This is a genomic window from Lentilactobacillus kefiri (assembly GCF_007989105.1).
GTDB lineage: Bacteria > Bacillota > Bacilli > Lactobacillales > Lactobacillaceae > Lentilactobacillus > Lentilactobacillus kefiri.
This window is the reverse complement of record NZ_BJVK01000007.1, coordinates 42,550-61,067: the sequence shown is the minus strand read 5'-3', so window position 1 is coordinate 61,067 and position 18,518 is coordinate 42,550. Positions and strand designations below refer to the sequence as shown.

The 18,518-nt window shown below is 42.0% G+C and carries 16 protein-coding genes and 1 tRNA gene; 3 read left to right on the top strand and 14 right to left on the bottom strand.

Annotated features, from left to right (window positions below):
* Position 1: 1 nt before the first annotated feature.
* The 6 genes from LKE01_RS04225 to yycF all read right to left on the bottom strand — a co-directional run bounded on the left by LKE01_RS04225 (position 2) and on the right by yycF (position 6,929).
* Positions 2-1,261, bottom strand: a complete 1,260-nt coding sequence (locus LKE01_RS04225) for a S1C family serine protease (protein ID WP_054768914.1) — start codon at positions 1,259-1,261, stop codon at positions 2-4.
* A 92-nt stretch (positions 1,262-1,353) separates the two neighbouring features.
* Positions 1,354-2,157: an MBL fold metallo-hydrolase gene (locus tag LKE01_RS04220; protein ID WP_056981362.1), complete on the bottom strand. Its 804-nt coding sequence runs from the start codon at positions 2,155-2,157 to the stop codon at positions 1,354-1,356.
* Between the two features lie 20 nt (positions 2,158-2,177).
* On the bottom strand, positions 2,178-3,008 hold the full coding sequence (locus LKE01_RS04215) for a two-component system regulatory protein YycI (protein WP_082619701.1): 831 nt from the start codon (positions 3,006-3,008) through the stop codon (positions 2,178-2,180).
* A 16-nt stretch (positions 3,009-3,024) separates the two neighbouring features.
* Positions 3,025-4,326 carry a YycH family regulatory protein gene (locus LKE01_RS04210; RefSeq protein ID WP_056981364.1) on the bottom strand — a complete coding sequence of 434 codons (1,302 nt, stop codon included), beginning with the start codon at positions 4,324-4,326 and terminating at the stop codon, positions 3,025-3,027.
* Positions 4,316-6,169 (bottom strand): cell wall metabolism sensor histidine kinase WalK, encoded by a 1,854-nt coding sequence (walK, locus tag LKE01_RS04205; RefSeq protein WP_056981367.1) that lies wholly within the window; start codon positions 6,167-6,169, stop codon positions 4,316-4,318. Before walK ends, LKE01_RS04210 begins: the two co-directional genes overlap by 11 nt.
* A gap of 37 nt (positions 6,170-6,206) precedes the next feature.
* Positions 6,207-6,929, bottom strand: coding sequence for a response regulator YycF (gene yycF / locus LKE01_RS04200; protein ID WP_056981369.1), 723 nt, complete (start codon positions 6,927-6,929; stop codon positions 6,207-6,209).
* Between the two features lie 275 nt (positions 6,930-7,204).
* On the opposite strand from yycF, the gene LKE01_RS04195 reads away from it, so the two are divergent.
* Positions 7,205-7,277: transfer RNA gene (locus LKE01_RS04195), tRNA-Lys, on the top strand.
* Positions 7,278-7,413: 136 nt separating this feature from the next.
* Here the strand turns inward: LKE01_RS04195 and dnaB are convergent.
* From dnaB to LKE01_RS04175, 4 genes are all read right to left on the bottom strand, one after another.
* A complete protein-coding gene (gene dnaB / locus LKE01_RS04190) occupies positions 7,414-8,802 on the bottom strand; it encodes a replicative DNA helicase (RefSeq protein WP_056981371.1) in 1,389 nt (462 codons plus the stop codon).
* A 281-nt stretch (positions 8,803-9,083) separates the two neighbouring features.
* Entirely contained in the window at positions 9,084-9,536 is a 453-nt protein-coding gene (rplI, locus tag LKE01_RS04185) for a 50S ribosomal protein L9 (RefSeq protein ID WP_054768911.1), read from the bottom strand.
* Between the two features lie 39 nt (positions 9,537-9,575).
* Positions 9,576-11,588 (bottom strand): DHH family phosphoesterase, encoded by a 2,013-nt coding sequence (locus LKE01_RS04180; RefSeq protein ID WP_179286790.1) that lies wholly within the window; start codon positions 11,586-11,588, stop codon positions 9,576-9,578.
* 273 nt (positions 11,589-11,861) lie between these two features.
* The gene (locus LKE01_RS04175; protein ID WP_056981373.1) at positions 11,862-13,253 is read right to left on the bottom strand and encodes an amino acid permease; all 1,392 of its coding nucleotides are present in this window, start codon (positions 13,251-13,253) and stop codon (positions 11,862-11,864) included.
* A 627-nt stretch (positions 13,254-13,880) separates the two neighbouring features.
* On the opposite strand from LKE01_RS04175, the gene nhaC reads away from it, so the two are divergent.
* Positions 13,881-15,296, top strand: a complete 1,416-nt coding sequence (nhaC, locus tag LKE01_RS04170; protein ID WP_056981375.1) for a Na+/H+ antiporter NhaC — start codon at positions 13,881-13,883, stop codon at positions 15,294-15,296.
* A gap of 97 nt (positions 15,297-15,393) precedes the next feature.
* Here nhaC and rpsR read toward each other — a convergent pair whose 3' ends face one another.
* The 3 genes from rpsR to rpsF are packed head-to-tail and all read right to left on the bottom strand — an operon-like array spanning position 15,394 to position 16,564.
* Positions 15,394-15,633 (bottom strand): 30S ribosomal protein S18, encoded by a 240-nt coding sequence (gene rpsR / locus LKE01_RS04165; protein ID WP_013726869.1) that lies wholly within the window; start codon positions 15,631-15,633, stop codon positions 15,394-15,396.
* A gap of 36 nt (positions 15,634-15,669) precedes the next feature.
* Complete coding sequence (gene ssb, locus LKE01_RS04160) at positions 15,670-16,233, bottom strand: single-stranded DNA-binding protein (protein ID WP_054768910.1); 564 nt, start codon at positions 16,231-16,233, stop codon at positions 15,670-15,672.
* Positions 16,234-16,267: 34 nt separating this feature from the next.
* The gene (gene rpsF / locus LKE01_RS04155; protein WP_054768909.1) at positions 16,268-16,564 is read right to left on the bottom strand and encodes a 30S ribosomal protein S6; all 297 of its coding nucleotides are present in this window, start codon (positions 16,562-16,564) and stop codon (positions 16,268-16,270) included.
* Between the two features lie 399 nt (positions 16,565-16,963).
* On the opposite strand from rpsF, the gene LKE01_RS04150 reads away from it, so the two are divergent.
* Positions 16,964-17,155: a hypothetical protein gene (locus LKE01_RS04150; protein WP_020281443.1), complete on the top strand. Its 192-nt coding sequence runs from the start codon at positions 16,964-16,966 to the stop codon at positions 17,153-17,155.
* A gap of 196 nt (positions 17,156-17,351) precedes the next feature.
* Here LKE01_RS04150 and LKE01_RS04145 read toward each other — a convergent pair whose 3' ends face one another.
* The gene (locus LKE01_RS04145) at positions 17,352-18,461 is read right to left on the bottom strand and encodes a lactate oxidase (protein ID WP_056981377.1); all 1,110 of its coding nucleotides are present in this window, start codon (positions 18,459-18,461) and stop codon (positions 17,352-17,354) included.
* Positions 18,462-18,518: the final 57 nt, after the last annotated feature.

The following is an 18,518-nucleotide window of genomic DNA, read 5'->3' as shown; positions in this document are numbered from 1 at the left end:
TTTATTTAGTTGCTTCACTTAATACTTTACTGGTTGCTTTTTCGTTCAAAGTAATTGTGCTGGTCTTCTTATCACCTTTGTGGTAGTAAGTAACCGAAATCTTATCACCGATCTTGTGCTTATAGAGGATATCACGTAATTGACTCTGTTGAGTAATCTTCGTGCCATCCAACTTGGTAATAACATCGTATTTAGCCAATCCAGCCCGCTTAGCAGGTGAATTTGAGTTGACGTTAAGGACAACGGCCCCTTGAGTGACACTCTTAGGCAGCTTCAAAATTGAGCGTTGCTGCTGTTCGGAAATATTAGACAAATCAGTGTAGCCGATTCCTAATGCTGGACGGATAACTTGACCGTTCTTAATCAACTGGTTAATAATCATAACCACTTCATTACTTGGAATAGCAAAGCCCATTCCTTCAACGCTGGTTCCTTGTTGATCAGATGCCAACTTCATTGAGTTGATTCCGACAACCTGGCCGGCGAAGTTAATCAATGGACCACCTGAATTACCAGGGTTAATAGCTGCATCGGTCTGAATAACCGTTGCGTTACCAATTTGGGCACCACTTTCAGAGGTTTGCGGAACTTCCCGTTTCTTAGCGGAAATAATTCCTTGAGTGACTGATGTTGCGTACTGAGAACCAAGTGGTGAACCAATGGCAAGAACTGGTTCGGCAACTTTAATGTTGTCCGAATCGCCAAATGTCGCAACTTTCTTAACCTTATCAGAGTTAATCTTGATAACGGCCAAGTCACTCACGGCATCTTTACCAACAACCGAAGCGGAAACCTTGGAACCGTCACTTAGGATGATCTCCAAAGCATTGGCACCGGCAACCACGTGGTTATTAGTAACGATGTAAGCAGTATTGCCGCTCTTCTTGTAAATCACACCGGATCCTTCACTGGAAGCTTCAAGTTCACCACTGCTCTTCTTTTTACTTGAAGAACCGCCTTGAATCTGACCCAAAATTCCGGATAATGTATCATCACTTGAACTTTGTTTTTGTAAATTAATCACAGAAACGACAGTGCTCTTAGTCGCATTGAACGCCTTTTCTGCTTGGGTATTGAGGTTCACTTTCACATTGCTGACCTTGGTGTTGCCATTCTTGTTCGTACCAGAGACCAGCTCTGTTCCTGTTCCATTATTATTGTTATTAAAATATGAAACACCGCCGTAAGTAATTCCACCGCCGAGCGCGCCGGCGATAACGGCAGTCGCAATGAATTTTCCAAAACCATTATTTTGTGCCAATTAGTGTGCCTCCCTATTGTTTTATATTACTTATAATAACCTTTTTTTATGACGAGAGTGTGTTTAAAAGTTTAGAATTATCTAAAGACTCTTTAAATAATCATTAAAGGCGAGGCGTGGTCCTGAGAGGTGTCATACAGCTTGAAGTCTTCGCCGACACCCATATCGTGATCCTCCAAAATGGAAGCAACCGTTAGATGTGCCAGGGTCTTCATGTTGTTATGAAGGCTTCGGTGTCCCAGGAAGACTTTCTTGGTTCGGTGCCCAATCACATCGAGCATTGCGTTTGCACCATCCTCGTTGGACAAATGTCCCTGATCACTCAGAATCCGCTTCTTGGTCATCCACGGATAGTCACCGTTCTCCAACATTTCAATATCGTGATTACATTCCAACAAATAACCATCGGCATCCTTGATGACGCCTTCCATTCGGTCGGAAACGTAGCCGGTATCAGTTAGGATAACGAAGGATTTGTTGTTATGGTGAAAGACATAGAATTGCGGCTCAGCGGCATCATGTGAAACCGAAAAGCTCTCAACATCAATATCGCCCATATCCATGACACTATCCGGCGGCATAATATTTTTTTGATCGTCGGAAACCTTTCCGATTCGTGGCGCCATCGCATTCCAAGTGCCTTCATTGGCGTATACCTGAATACCGTATTTTCGGGCTAAAACACCGGCACTGAGCCGATGATCGGAATGTTCATGGGTGACAAAGAGGGAATCGACATCGCTTAAATCACGGCCAATTGACTTCATCAAGGCTTCAATTTTCTTACCGGAAAGCCCGGCATCGCAAAGAATCTTGTGATCCGGTGTTTCGATGTAACTGACGTTGCCGCCGCTTCCGCTGGCAAGGATACTGATTTTCATGTCATCATTATTCATACTGGTTCTTCTTCCTAACTTTAATTCATTGACGAAGGATTGTTCTTCAAATTCTCATCGGTCTCTTTAATGATCCCACCGGTAAATGCATTGATCCGTTTCAGCTGAACCTGAGTTGAGTTTTGCGGTCTGATTGCAATGATCCAAGTTGGGATAAAGACCCGATCGCCATCAATTGACAATAGTTTCGTATACCCAAGACTGGTCCAGGCAACCGTGGTGTTATTTGGTATTTCATTATATTGATACAGCCAAATGAGCGCCCGAGTTTCCGAAATCGTTTCTGAACTTTCACGGAGACTCTTAATTCCCTGCAGATAAGACTGGGTGTAACTAACAATCTGATGATTGGAATTTAAAGTAAATCTAATTTGGGCTTCTGAGGAATAAATGGAACTTCCCAGTGCCTTTTGATTGTATACGATATTGCGGCTGGTTGAAAGGTCTTTGCTGTAAACGTACTGATCACCGAACAAAACAAACGTTGAATCAGTTAATAGCTTGTTAATTGATTTCTGGGGATTGGTCTTGTTAACAGAAATCGGCTGCTTAAGTTCACTTTCCAACTCATGACCCACAAATTGGGGAGTCTGGTTGGCTAATTGACCCATCTGGTTACGCAAAACATCGCTTTGCTCACCGGAAATATAAAAAGCTGTTTCATTTTTCCGAGATAAATTGCCAACTTTGATTTGGTCGTTTCGCATTTCCTTGATGATAACAGAATCTGAACCACCTTGTGAAACGTTGTCGGCCTGCATATCCATGTTCTTTCTAAACATCCCAAACAGAAAAATATCAATTGCGATAAAGGTCACCAAAAAGATGATCTCAATTCTTCGAAAGTTCACCAGGCTCCCTCCTTTCCTAATATTGATTCATAAGTGAAGTGTAGCTGCGCCATTGCTTGTGGTAATAAATGTACCAATCCGGATTCAGATCAATCAGCAATGGCGAAGTTGTATCTTTCTTCCAAGTGTAACCCAAGCGGACCTTTTGCAGGTCCTTCATATTGTAGCCATGGTCCTTCAAGCGCTTCAACATGGTTTCAGTTGAAGGCAGAGAAACGTAACCCTTGTTGCTTGGAAGAGGTACTTCAAGGTTGTCCAACGAAAAGATGGTCCGCTGAGCACTGGAGTTAAGGGTTCTGGTTGAAACTGTCCCAAACCCACTCGTTCTAAATACTGGGAATCCTTCGACGTAGGTTCGATACATAATCGCACGGGTATTTGGATCGTAACTGAAGAATCGCACGTTATCCATTGGCAGACCGAGCTTAGTCACATTCTTATAAGAATCCTGAATTGCAGACGTTAGGTTTTTCCGGTTATGATTGGGACGGAAATCAGAGAATTCTCCCATCCGGTTACGGGAATTGAACATGAGCTGGAGGGAACTTTGATCACCATAGATAGTCATATTCCTTCGACGCTTAACGTTAACGTTGGTTGAATCCTGAGTGTTCAGAAGTCGACTGACATAATAATCATCGGACTGACGGTCGATTAGATATTTATATGGCTGCATTTCCACCGATGTGGTAACATAAACAGCCGGTTTGTTGTTAAGCAGTTTGAAGCTTGCCGGTTGAGTCCGCATATCCATCTTCAAAACTTTCTTCAGCGGTTTTAAGCTGCGCTTTTTAACGTCAACTTCATAAACCGTAAAGTTTTTATCATACAAAAGATATAGCTTAGTGGAATTATTAGTTGGTAAAATAATTCGATTGATTTTATAATTTGGAAATTTTCTGAAATGATTTTTAACAATGTAGTTAACTACCCGCATTGAAACGGTATCCGAATAGTTCAGCATAATTGAATCCGTCTGGTTGGCAATCCGGAAATAATCGACCTTGGAGTTTTTACTTAAGGTTTTTATTTTTGGATTCTGATAGTTATGCATGGTCTTTTTAACTTCAGTAACCGTGTTGACTAATTTGTTAACCATGATCTGCTGAGTTCCATCCGCATTGGTATGAAGCGCCTGAACGGGGGTATAAACGTACCGTTTTGGCTTGATCATCTGTTGCGTTTGAGGACTTTGGGCAGTTTGCTGCTTATTGTTCCGGTAATTGGCCGGGTTGGTCCATAACACAACCGATAAAGTCAGACTGACAACCACCGCAATGGTGAGTGCGAGTGGTATTAAGTATTTACTAAACCTCATCCCACAAGTCCTCCTCTTCTACCGGTTCGTATGGCAAAGCAATATAGAACGTTGAACCTTTACCTTCCACACTTTCAGCCCAAATTTGGCCGTGCAGTGCTTCAACCGTTTCTTTAGAGATCGCTAATCCTAAACCACTACCGCCTTGTTGACGAGAACGGGCCTTATCAACTCGGTAGAACCGATCAAAGATATGGGGAATATCCTTACGTGGAATTCCCAACCCTTGGTCAGAGACGCTTAAAATGACTTTATTTCTGGTCTCATAAAGCCGACAGGTAATGACCCCGCCATCTGGCGAATATTTAATCGCGTTGTTCATTAAATTATCAAGCACTTGCGTGAAGCGGTCGGTATCAAGATCAACCCACAAGTCTCGTTTGGTAAAGTAACGCTTGATCGTGTAGGTCTTTTCAGGATGGTCCTCTTTTTTGAGGATCATATCAAATCGGTTCAAAACGTAATTGAACAATTCATTGATATTAACCAGTTCCACTTCCATCTTTTGAGTACCGGAATCCATTCGTGACAATGTCAACAGATCATTAATCATCCGGATCATCCGATCGGTTTCATCCTGCGTTACTTTCAAGAACTTGGGTGCCAGCTTGGGATCCTTCCAGGCACCGTCTGATAAAGCTTCGATGTAGGAACGGACACTGGTCAACGGTGTTCTTAATTCATGAGAAACATTGGAAACGAATTGCTTACGGTCCTGGTCGATTCGCTGCTGCTCGGTGATATCACGAAGCACACAGACAAGGCCACTAATAAACCCGGATTCTCGCTGAATAAGTGAGAAATGGGCGTGCAGTACCAGACTGTGATCTTCACTTGAAAAATCAAGAATCAGTTCATCCGGTTTTTCAAGTAAATCACGCAGACTGTAATCTTTTCGAATATCTAAAACATCCAAAATTGATTTTCCCATAGCTTGATTTTCATCAAGGTCCAGGAAGCTGGCAGCCGTTTCGTTAATGATAATGACATTTCCACGACGATCGGTCGCTAAAACACCATCGGTCATGTTGGCCAACACAGAATCCAGTCGCCGTCGTTCAGACTCGGTGGACTCATGGGACTCTTCAACCCTGACAGACAGGTTGTTAACCGCACTGGCAAGCTGACCCAGCTCATCGTTCCCATACACGTGAACCTGGCCGGAATAGTCCCCACGGGCAATTCTGATGGTTTGCTTCTTCATTTCTTCAATTGGTCGGGTAATTGCCCGAGAAATCACAATCGAGATTAATAACCCCAATATAATAGCGATTGATGCGGCGAACAGATAGATCAGCGTAATGCTGTTGATGCTATCGTACACGCTATCAAGGTTGGCCCGGGTATATACAACACCGACGACCGTACTATTATTATTGGAGCTCTTAATCAACGGCGAAATCATCGTATAGTAACGAGCGCCGGTTGATGAATCATAAGTTGTCTTTTCAAACTTTTTGCCATTGTAGATCGCATTTTTAACGTTATCATCAGTGGTTTTTTGGCCGACAATGGCCTGGTTATTGATTTGATTGGTTCCACGGATGGTTCCCTTGTTATCAATGACTTGAATTTGGGCAGTATTGCCGCTGCCGGAGTCATTTAAAATTGTCTTGATTCGGCCATTAGCCTGAGTTTCATTGGAATTCGACAATTGGGTTGTTAAGGAGTTGGTCACATAAGTCTGGAGCTGAATCTGGTTCTTGAAGGTTGCCAAATTTTGGTGTTCCAACTGCCTCACGAATACCGCACCGACGATTTCCAGTGTTACCAGTAGAATAAGGGCAAAAACCAGCGCTATCTTAAATTTGATTGATTGGTAAAACTTAATTCGATTATTCACAACCAGTAGTACCCCTTATGCATTGATTTCATTGATATTAAGCCTGATCATTTTCTGGGTTGCGCAGGTAATAACCTACCCCGCGTCGAGTTACCAGCCAAGTTGGGTGACTTGGGCTGTCTTCGACTTTTTCACGAAGCCGTCGAACAGTTACATCAACAGTTCGGACATCACCAAAATAGTCATAGCCCCAAACTGTCTGAAGTAAATGTTCACGAGTCATAACTTGACCGATATGTTGTGCCAGATAATGAAGCAATTCAAATTCACGGTGAGTCAATTCAATGTTTTCACCACGTTTGGAAACTGAGTAAGCTTCCGGATGAATGACCAAATCACCGATTTTAATATCTTTATTGTCTTCTTCTTCACTACTATTGTTGTTTGAAGTGTTAGAACCCTGACGGCGCAAGTTTGCCTTAACCCGGGCAACCAATTCACGGTTGGAGAACGGTTTGGTAACATAGTCATCAGCACCAAGTTCCAGTCCAAGAACTTTATCCAATTCAGAATCCTTGGCAGTTACCATGATGATTGGGGTGTCTTTAGTCTTTCGGACTTCACGAGCAACTTCAAGTCCATCAACCTTTGGCAGCATAAGATCCAAAATAATTAAATCAGGATCAACGTCTTTGACCTGCTTTAATGCTTCTTCACCATCATAGGCAACAGCAACTTCGTAGCCTTCTTTGGTTAAATTAAATTTTTCAATGTCGACGATAGGTTTTTCGTCATCGACAACTAATATCTTTTTTGCCATTAACAATTTCTCCTAACATGGATTTATTATTGTTATTTTCTATAAATTTGCACACGCCAACATGTTGTTATTATAACACAGACATATATTGGTCAAATAAATACGAATGAAGCCTCGGATCGTCGGATAAATGTTTGAAGCACTGTGAATAAAGATAGTGGATAATGATTGATTGTCCACCAACTCAACAAAATTCACTGCCAATGTAAAAAATTGACTTTTGCGTGTTGCAAAAATTTTGTGCATATGCTATTATATTTAAGTCGGTTAGTAATGGGCAGTTAGCTCAGTTGGTAGAGCAACGGACTCTTAATCCGTGGGTCCAGGGTTCGAGCCCCTGACTGCCCATCAATTACATACCATTAAATAACGATCACGCAGCTACTTGTAGCCGTGGTTGTTATTTTTTTACGCAAAATTCATGATTTATGTACAGTAAAGGCGAGCACTCATATTGAGGTGCTCGCCTTTTTGTACATCATATTTAAGATTGTTGCTGCGCATACGAAATCGACGAAAACTTATTATATGACTTCACGAACAGCAATTTGACCGTTCCACGAGGACCCGATCGGTTCTTTTCAATAATGACTTCAACTTCACCGACGTTGTTCTCATCATCTTCGCCCTCGGAACCGGAATCATCGCTATCATCACCATCTTCATCCCGATAATAATCATCACGGTAAAGAAAGGCAACGATATCGGCATCCTGTTCAATTGAACCGGACTCACGGATATCGGACAATACGGGTCGCTTATCCTGACGCTGTTCAACCCCACGAGAAAGCTGGGATAACGCAATGACAGGAACGTGGAGTTCTTTGGCTAATTTCTTCAACTGCCGCGAAATCCCAGAAACTTCCTGTTGCCGGTTTTCGGCGTTACTGCCTTCAATCAGCTGCAGGTAATCGACCACCACTAAGCCCAGGTTGCCGGACTCTTTGGCAAGTCGACGGCATTTGGCACGGATTTCAGACATCTTAATACCCGCCGTATCATCCATATAAATGTTGGCACGGGACAAACTGCCCATGGCAACAACCAAATTCTGCCATTCGTCTTCGGTTAACTGACCGGTCCGCAAATGGTTGGCATCAATACTACCTTCCGCACAAAGCATCCGGTTAACCAAAGATTCTGCACTCATTTCCAAACTAAAAATGGCAACTGTTTTATCGGTTTTGGTACCCACGTTTTGGGCCAAGTTCAACGCAAAGGCCGTTTTACCAACGGCAGGCCGGGCAGCCAAAATAATTAATTCATCTTTGTGGAGACCAGTGGTAATTTTGTCCAATTCCGGATAGCCGGTTGAAAGACCGGTAACTGCATCCCCTTCTTTAGACAACCGATCAATTTCATTAAAGGCGTTGTTCAAGACTTCTTTGATTGGTTTGAATCCGGACATGGTCCGGTTTTCAGCCACGTTCATAATGTCTCGTTCAGCATCATCCAAGACCGTTGTCACATCATCATCGGTATTGTAGCTATTGGTAACGATGTTGGTCGCAGTTTGAATCAAGCGCCGTAAAATGGCCTTGTCTTTGACGATTTTAGCGTAGTAGGTCACGTTGGCAGCAGTTGGAACAGAACCCGCCAGATCGGCAATATATTCCATTCCACCAACGTCATCCAAGTTATTTTGTTCGGTTAAAATGTTGGTTATCGTCACAACATCGATCGCTTCATCGCGGTCGTTTAACTCAACCATATCTTTATAAATAATCTGGTGAGAATGCTTGTAGAAGTCGTCCGACTCCAAAAACTCCATGGACTCAACCAAAGCATCGGTACTCAGGAAGATAGATCCCAAGACCGCCTTTTCCGCGTCGATATTTTGTGGTGGTAACTCGTTTACAAACTCATTGCTCATATTTATTCCTCAAATTCGTTCACTTTAAATACAATACATAAATTGTAGCACACAACGCCAAAATTCTCGCATGCTTTGATAAGAAAAGGACTGGCTGCAAAATCATCGTAAGTCTACTTAGCAGAAACGTGTTTCGACGGCCAGCTGTATGCCTGCCTAGCCTACTTGGCGACAACCCTGACCGCTACACATAAGTAAAAAATGGCTATCAATGAACAAAGAACGTTCATTAATAGCCATTTTCTACTTATGCACCGCGGCCACCCGGGTCTCGTTGCACGCTATTTTTCAGAAACATGAACCCGAATCTTGGCAGTTACATCAGTGTGCAGCTTAACTGGTACATTGGTGTAACCAGCAACTTTGATTGGCTCAGATAATTCAATCTTACGCTTATCAAGCTTAACCCCGTATTGTTTTTCCAGTGCTGTGGCAATTTGCTTGCTGGGGATTGAACCGAAGAGGCGGCCGTCAGTTCCGGCCTTAGCTTTAAGCTCAACGACAGTCTTGTCGTCTTCGAGCTTGGCCTTCAATTGCTTGGATTCCTCAAGTTCCTCTTCTTCACGTTTTTCTTCAGCCTTTTGTTGGCCTTTAAGTTGGCTCATGGCGGCTTTTGATGCTACCTTTGCCTTTCCATTTTTAATCAGAAAGTTTTGAGCATAGCCGTCAGGAACTTCTTTTACTTCCCCGCGTTTACCCTTGCCACGGACATCTTCCAGAAAAATTACTTTCATAACAGATCACTCCTACTATCCTCAAAAATTTAAATACCTTTATTCATTATCATCGATATTCTTGATCGTTTCAAGCAGCATTTTTTTCACGTCGGCAACCGACTTGTCGGAAACCTGCGTAGCACCGCTGGATAAATGACCGCCACCGCCCATTTGCTCCATAATGACTTGGACGTTGATCGTACCGGTGCTTCGTGCAGAAACCCCGACTAATCCGTCGGCTCGTTTGGTAATAATAAACGATGCATCAACACCCGACATCGTCAATAGAGAATCACAGGCCTGAGCGGCAGTAACCGGATCATAAACCTGATCTTCTTCACCAACAATTAATGCCATATCTTTATGGAAGAATTCAACTTTGGAAATCAAATGATTTCGTTGGAGATAACTGTCGATATTTTCCTTCATAAATTGCTGCATCTCATCGGAATCAGCCCCTGCAGAACGCAGATAACTGGCGGCATCAAATGTTCTGGTACCTGTCCGCATTGAGAAGCGTTGGGTATCAATAAAGATACCGGTCAACATAGCTGTTGCTTCAATCCGGTTGATTGGTTCTTCTTCATGTGGCTGATATTCAAACATTTCGGTAATCAACTCACAGGTTGAAGATGCATATGGTTCAATATAGACCAACATTGGATTTTCAGGGAACTCTTCACCACGACGGTGATGATCGATAATAACAACCTTGGATGACATTCGTTTATATAATTCTTCAGACATACTGATTGATGGCTTCGAATGATCCACCATAATCAGCATACTGCTGTCCGTCACTTTGCTCATAGCTTCTGACGGCGTAATGATTGAATCGGCAATTTCAGGATATTTCTTGGTTGCTTCCAACAATCTCTGAATATCTGAATGGACCTTTTCTTTATCAAGGACAATCCAGCACTTCTTATTATTCATCTGGGCAATTCGTCTGATACCAAGGCAGGCACCAAGTGAATCCATATCCGGTCTTGTATGACCTTGAACAAAGACCTGATCCGAAGCACTCATCAATTCGTTTAAGGCTTGAGAAATCATTCGAGCCCGAACCCGGGTCCGCTTCTCCATTGGGTTGGTCTTACCACCATAGAAACGGGCAGTTCCATCAAGGGATTTGACAACAACCTGGTCACCACCACGACCCAATGCCAGGTCAAGGTTGCTTTGAGCCTGATCTGCCAAGCTATTCAAGTCATCTTCGCCATAGGCGATTCCGATACTCAAAGTCAGTGGGAAGTTCTGCTTGGAAGTTGTTTCACGGACGGTATCCAAAATATTGAACTTATCGTTTTCAATCGCTGTTAACGATTTGGAATAAGCCAATAAGAAGAAGTGATCATCATCAATTTGTTTGAGGAACATGCCATACTTTTGTGACCAAGTGGCCAACTCATTCGTGACATAGTTGCTCAAGTTGGAAATTTCCTGGTCAGTCATTGACTGGGTAATTTCATCATAGTTATCCAAGAAAATCTGCCCAACGGAAATCTGTTCATCGTTGTAACGCTCTTCAAGATTTGCGTAACGGGTAATATCCATTAGATAAATGGAGTTGTATTCCTTTTGAACCAACATGGTGAATTTGTGATCCCGCCATGTAATCGTATGGAATTCATTTGACGCCGCATACTTGGTAATGAGTTTCTGCAGGTCGGGGTCAATATCGGCCATTTTTCGTCCCAGCAGATTTTCATCCTTAAAATACTTAATCATGTATGGGTTGGCCCACTCAACAATCTCGCTGTCATTTAAAATCATGACACCGATGGGCATTTCCAGCAGCGATTCCTGCTCACCACGGTGAATTCGGTATGATAAGTCGGTAATATAGCGATTGGTATCCGAACTAATTTCATTCATCATAACAATGGTAAAAATCAGCCCTACAACACTAATCACAATTAGAATAAGGGAAGCCACAATGTTATATAGAAATGAAATAACGATGCCGTAAATCACGATTAAGGAAATAAAAATCATGATTCTTCTGAGGCGTCGGTTATGAACAAATGGCGGAAGTTCGCCACTGTTGTTTGTAAACCAATTTTTCATATTAATTCCTCTTCATCAATAGCTTAATAGTCTTATTTTACCATAAAACTGGATTCTTAATGATTCCTTCAATTGTTTACCCTTTTTTAACATCTTAAAATATTGCCCAATTATCGTCATTTTCGGCGATATAACAGCCCCTTTACCATGTTGACAATCAAGCTTTTAAATCATCCGCCATATCAGAAATACAAAAAGATTCCCGACTGTTTAACCAGTCAGGAATCCAAGTTTTTATATTAGGAGAAAACGGATTATGTGTTGAAACTGAATCTATTGATCGGTATCGGGAACCAATTTTCTTTGATGCAAATAAGTGGCACCACCGAAAACTGCGGTCCAGACAATGGCTCCGATTGCACCAATAATATCTTCTGGAACGAAGAACAATGAAACAAAGATAACGATAAAGAATGTAATCGTCAGGGGACTCATGATCTTATATGCCGGCATTAAGAAACCATTCGGCAGGAAATCGGCAGACTGACGATACTTTCTGTGTGCCAGCATTGCCAAGGTGTACACGATGATGTACATATCACTGGAAATCCCAGTTACAATAGTGAACACTGACGCCAAGCCGTTGGTTAAACTAATCAGGGGTGTGATCAATACCAGAGCTGCTGAGAAAATGATGGCCGGAGCTGGGACACCATTGTGAGAAATTTTAGCAAACTTCTTGTGCATCCAACTGTCCTCGGGAACCTCGGTTGCCAACTGATAGAAATGTCGGCCGGCAGAGAAGATACAACTGTTGAGTGATGATGCGGCGGAAGTCAAAACCACGAAGTTGATGACCGCTGCGGCAGCCGGCAAACCGGCTAATTTCAACACTTGAACGAAGGGACTGCTGTTAGGGGTGATTGATGACCAGGGGATGATCCCCATGATAATGGTCAAAGCACCAATATAGAAAATCAAGATTCGGATAAGCGTTTCGTTAACCGCCTTTTTAATAACTGTTTGTGGGTTCTTTGCCTCACCAATTGTGATGCTGACAAATTCAATTCCCATGAAAGCAAAGAATACCATTGGAAATGCAGCAATGAAATTAACCCCGCCGTGAGGGAAAAATTGGAAATTACTGAAAAGATTTCCGAGGGTGGCATGGCCAACCGGCGTTACCGAATGACGCAACATCATGAAAATTCCAGTAAATATCAGCGCCAGGATGGCAACGATCTTGATCATAGCAAACCAAAATTCCGCTTCACCAAATAATCTGGCGGCAATCAAATTCACACTGGCTAAAATTGCTAAAAACGCGACTTCAATGATCCAAGCCGGAATCGATGGAAACCAAAATTTGACGTATGTAGCAGTTGCGCTTAGTTCAGCCATACATACAAAGACAAGTCCAATCCAGTACGTCCAGCCGGTAAAGTGACCAACAGTCGGCCCTAAATATCGGGAGATAAAAGAAACAAATGTATGTTGCGAAGGGTCTGAATAAAACATTTCGCCGATTCCACGCATCATGAAGAAGAAAAAGACTCCCAGTACCAAATAAATCAACATAACTGATGGGCCAGTCTTGCTGATGGTGCTTCCGGATCCCAGGAACAACCCGGTACCGATCGTACCGCCAATCGCAATCATCTGAACATGACGATTACTTAACGCTCGCATCGTTCCATCTTGGTTCTCTTGAATTTTTGACTTCATAGGCAACCTCCTAAATAAGAGCAACATAAGAAATAGATTAAAATGTTCTAATGTGAATGGTCTTATATTAGCACACCACGGGAACGTATGTCATGTTTCATGACATTTTGTTATTTTATAAGGCAAAAATGAGGAATATTTAGATATTATTAGGTAAATATGGCAGATCTTTTCACATTATTTACAAAACTATTGTGATTTTTAGTTATCAAGGCTGATTTATGTAAGGATTGACATTGAAAATATTTCTTGGAATTTTTCTCATCAAGTTTTATACTCATTCTAATAATTAAAGTCGAATTACATGAAGTAGTTCCTTATCTGGGTGTCAGGAAGTTGGTGGTTGCTGCGAACCAATCAGGGTAAGGTTACGAAATACCGTAATATCACGACAATGGTCAATAACTAGAATCCATTATCTTCTAGTGAGCGGTGTATCTTTGATACACAAGTTGGGTGGTACCACGGTAAAAATCGTCCCTATTGCATTTATATGTAATAGGGACGATTTTTTTGACTTTAAGGGGGATTTATCATGAGAAGAACAACAAACGGCGGCATGCCTCGATATAGGTCAACTGAATTACTGTAAGAACAAAAATCTAACAATAAAAAGAGGTTGGCACTATGAGAAACAGCAAAGTAAGTTTAAGAGAAGCAATTTTAGTTTTAGTTATCGCATTAGCCATTATGGGAACCGGCGTGATTGGTTTGGGCCTGTCACCCCAAGTTCCAGTATTACTAGCAATTACCGTGACCATTTTTTGGGCAAAGATAACCGGATTTAGCTGGGATGAAATTAACGCCGGGATCAAGGATGGCATTGACAAAGGAATCATCCCCATCGTCATCTTTATCTTAATTGGCGCCATGATCAGTACCTGGATCGCTGCCGGAACCATCCCGACTTTGATGGTCATCGGTTTCAAAGCAATCAGTGCTCAATGGTTCTTACCAACGGTCTTTCTGGTTTGTTCACTAGTAGGAGCTGCAGTTGGAAGTTGTTTCACAGTTGTCTCAACTGTCGGCATCGCATTCTTCGGTATCGGCGTTACCATGAGTTTCAATCCGGCACTGGTAGCCGGAGCTATTATATCCGGTGGAATCTTCGGTGATAAATGTTCACCACTTTCCGAGACCAACAACTTGGCGGCAGCGGTTGTCGACACCGATTTGTTTGATCACATGAAAACCATTCTTTGGTCGACTGTTCCGGCCGCAACGATCTCCACAATTGCCTTTGCCGTTCTCGGCATGGGTCATAACCACGCCGACATGAACAAAATCAATACCACAGTGGCTGCGTTAAACAGTGATTTCCACATTTCGATTGTGGCATTAATTCCTATCGTTTTAGTATTCATTTGTGCAGCGTTCAAAATGGCTGCCATTCCAACCATGTTGCTTAACATTTTCGTATCAACAGCAATGATGTTTGTAAACAACGCTGGTTTGACTATCACTAAAGCCAGCACGATCATTACCAACGGTTTTGTCGCAAAAACTTCAAATAATGAAGTCAACCTGTTACTTTCCCGTGGTGGGATTGTCAGCATGATGCCCACCGTTGCTTTGATTGTCCTGACCTTATCCCTTGGTGGTTTATTGGTTCATTTTGGCCTTATCAGCGCGATTATGTCACCACTTGCCACTCACTTGAACAACTCGGCAAAATTGATTACAGCTGCTTTAGGAGCCTGCATTGGGGTCAATATCTTTATTGGTGAACAATTCTTATCAATCATCCTCCCAGGCCGGGCATTCAAAAAGACGTTCAATAACGATGGCCTTGCCAGCCGGGCACTTGGGCGAGTACTCGAAGATGGCGGTACCGTATTAAACTACCTGGTTCCCTGGGGCGTTGGGGGTGTCTTCATTGCCAACACTTTAGGCGTTCCAACAATTCAGTACCTGCCATTTGTCTTCTTCAGCCTGCTTTGCCCAATCTTCTCATTACTGAGTGGATTTACCGGCGTCGGATTGAAGAAATTAGAATCCAATCAATCAGTTAAAAATGCCAAACCGGCGACAAATGAAAACTAATCATGAGATACTAACAGCCTCCCAACACATCAATTGGGAGGCTGTTTTTGGATACAAAAAAAGCCATCCCCTAAAGGATGACTTTGATAAATCATTATTAGTCGGCAGCAACGAAAGGCATCAAGCCCATGATACGTGCACGTTTAATAGCAATTGTTAAAGCACGTTGGTTCTTTGCGCTAGTTCCAGTAACACGACGTGGAAGAATCTTTCCACGTTCTGAAACAAATCGCTTCAATAAATCGATATCTTTGTAATCGATGTATTCGATGTGATTTGCAGCAATAAAATCAACTTTACGACGACGACGACCGCCGCCACGTCTTTGATATGCCATAGTTTTTCCTCCTCGAAAATTTACTTTACCAATTCATTAGAATGGTAAATCATCATCGGAAATGTCAATTGAATCCCCGGAGTTGGCGAATGGATCGTTAGGATTATTGTTCCCGCCGTTACCATTATTTCCACCATTGTTGTTGGTAGGTTTGCTACCGCCATTATTGTTGGAATTGCCACCGTTACCAGGATTTGAATTATTATCAAATGGATTGGCATTGCCGTTATTTTGTTGAGGAGCATTTCCATTTTGCTGACCATTTGAGTTGTTCCTTGCAGAACGAGGCTCAAGCAATGCAAAATTCTCTACTACAACTTCAGTCACATAAACTCGTTGTCCCTGTGCGTTTTCGTAATTTCTGGTCTGAATCCGACCATCAATTCCAACAAGAGAACCTTTATGAACGAAGTTGGCAAAGTTTTCAGCGGATTTTCGCCAGATTACGCAGTTAATGAAATCAGCCTCTCGTTCCCCCTGTTGATTGGTAAATTGCCGATCAACGGCAAGTGAGAACGAACCGACAGCGGTTCCGCTTTGAGTGTATCGTAAATCAACATCGCGGGTTAGGCGACCCGTAAGAACTGCACGATTAAGCATGCTGAATTTGCTCCTCTCATATTAGAATGAATTATTAGTCGTCACGAACAACGATCATATGACGTAAGATATCGTCATTGATTTTTGAAAGACGATCAAATTCGTTAAGTGGCTTGTCAGTATCAGTAGTTAAAGTAATAACGTGATATGCTCCTTCGTTATAACCACCAATTTCGTAAGCAAAACGACGCTTTGACCAGTCTTTTGAACTTAATACCTTGGCACCATTGTCAGTCAAGATCTTGTCGAATCGTTCAATCAATGCAGATTTTGCAGATTCTTCAACATCAGGACGGATGATGTAAGTAATTTCGTATTTCTTTTCTTCCATGATTTGCACCTCCTTGTGGACTTATGGCCCTCTACCCGAGAGCAAGGAGAGTTTCTGTATTTACCCAGATACTCACAATATAAAACTATAACACGTGTGGACCTAAATATCAATTGCCTAATTGATGATTGACGATACAGTAATTATATACGACTAAAAACATTAAAAGTATTTTTTCTGATAAATATTTTTCAACTGAATTAAATAATTCCTTAATAATTTCAGATCCGCTGCAGCACTAAGGATTGCTCCCTGAGTCATCGAAAATGGTTTACCAGATACTTGACTCTTATTCTATTGGAAGTACACTTATATCAATTCCAAAATAATAAGTCGTTTTGGAAACGCTTTTCTGTATGTGTACCAAGACTTAACAAAAATAATGAAACGAGGAATTCAATGACACTTTTAATTTTAACCATAGTTGGACTTTCAGCCTTTTACTACTTCAGAAGTTCTCAATCAAATAACCATTCAAATCGCTATCAAAATAGCCAGGATCCTCATGCATACGCATATGCACGCAATGAACATCCTGAAATTTTGGACAAGGGCCAGACGACTGGCCGACCACGAAAAAATATTAACTAAATAAAATCCGTTTCAAAAACAGCGCTCCTCAATAATGAGGAACGCTGTTTTTTAACATATTTTGTGGGAAAAGAACACGGGGAATGTTCTAATACTGTGCAACGCAACGGGAATCCTCTAAATAATTTCCCATATGAGAACAGAATGGATGACCAGTCTGTTAGAGGATGCCCATTGATGGGAAGTTACACACTAATTAATATTTAATGTTTATAAGGTTTGTCTTCTTAACATCGGCAATTGTCTTAGTTCCGGCTAATTGCATGATGATCTTCAACTCGTCACCAAGGTGTTCAAAGACTGATTGAACTCCTTGTGCACCACCAAGAGCCAAACCATAAATAGCTGGACGACCCATAGCAACCAAATCAGCACCTGAAGCAAGTGCTTTGAAAGCATCTGATCCACGGCGAACACCAGAATCAAAGATAACTGGAACTTGGCCGTTAACAGCTTTGGCAACGTCTTCCAAAACATCAAATGATGCAGGACCACCATTTAATTGACGGCCACCGTGATTTGATACATAGACACCGGCAGCACCGGCACCGATTGCGTAAAGGGCGTCTTCTGGTGATTCGATTCCTTTAACGATAACTGGTAAATCAGTGTAATCAGCGATCTTCTTAACATCGTCTGGACCAATCTTTTGGGCAGCTGATGCGTAAATTTCACCGATTCCCTTACCTTTACCATCGCCTTCACTAAACTTGGTCAAGTTGGCCATTGGAATTGGGAACTGGAAGTTGTTCTTAATGTCATCTTCACGATAACCATCAACAGTTGCGTCAACAGTTAAGATAATGCCCTTAACGCCAGCCTTTTTAGCTTCGTCAAGCAATGAGTAGTTAAAGTCCCAATCCTTGCTCATGTAAAGTTGGAAGAATTGAGGAGCACCATCACCGGCAGCGGCAGTATCAGCAATTGAAGTTGATGAATAAGTACTTTGAGCCATCAAGCCACCAACAGCAGCAAGACCCTTGGCAGTATCCTTTTCACCTTGTGAGTGAGCCAATCCTTGAGCAGCGGTTGGAGCCATCATAATAGGTGTCTTCAATGGAATACCAAAAACGTTGGTATCCAATTCAGGCTTCTCAATGTTGCTCAATGCACGAGGAACAATTTGCTTGTGGGTAAATGCTTTACGGTTAGCTTTTAAAGTCCAGTTGTTTTCTGAACCACCGGCAATGTAACCAAATCCACCGGTAGGAATGATTTGCTTTGCTTTTTCTTCCAAATCTTCCAAGTTTAAAATATCTAATTTTTGTTCGTTATCGTTTTGTTTGTAACCATTAACAACAGTCATGAATGAACTACCTCCAGGTAAATGTATTTTAATCCTTACCCATAGAATATCACTTAC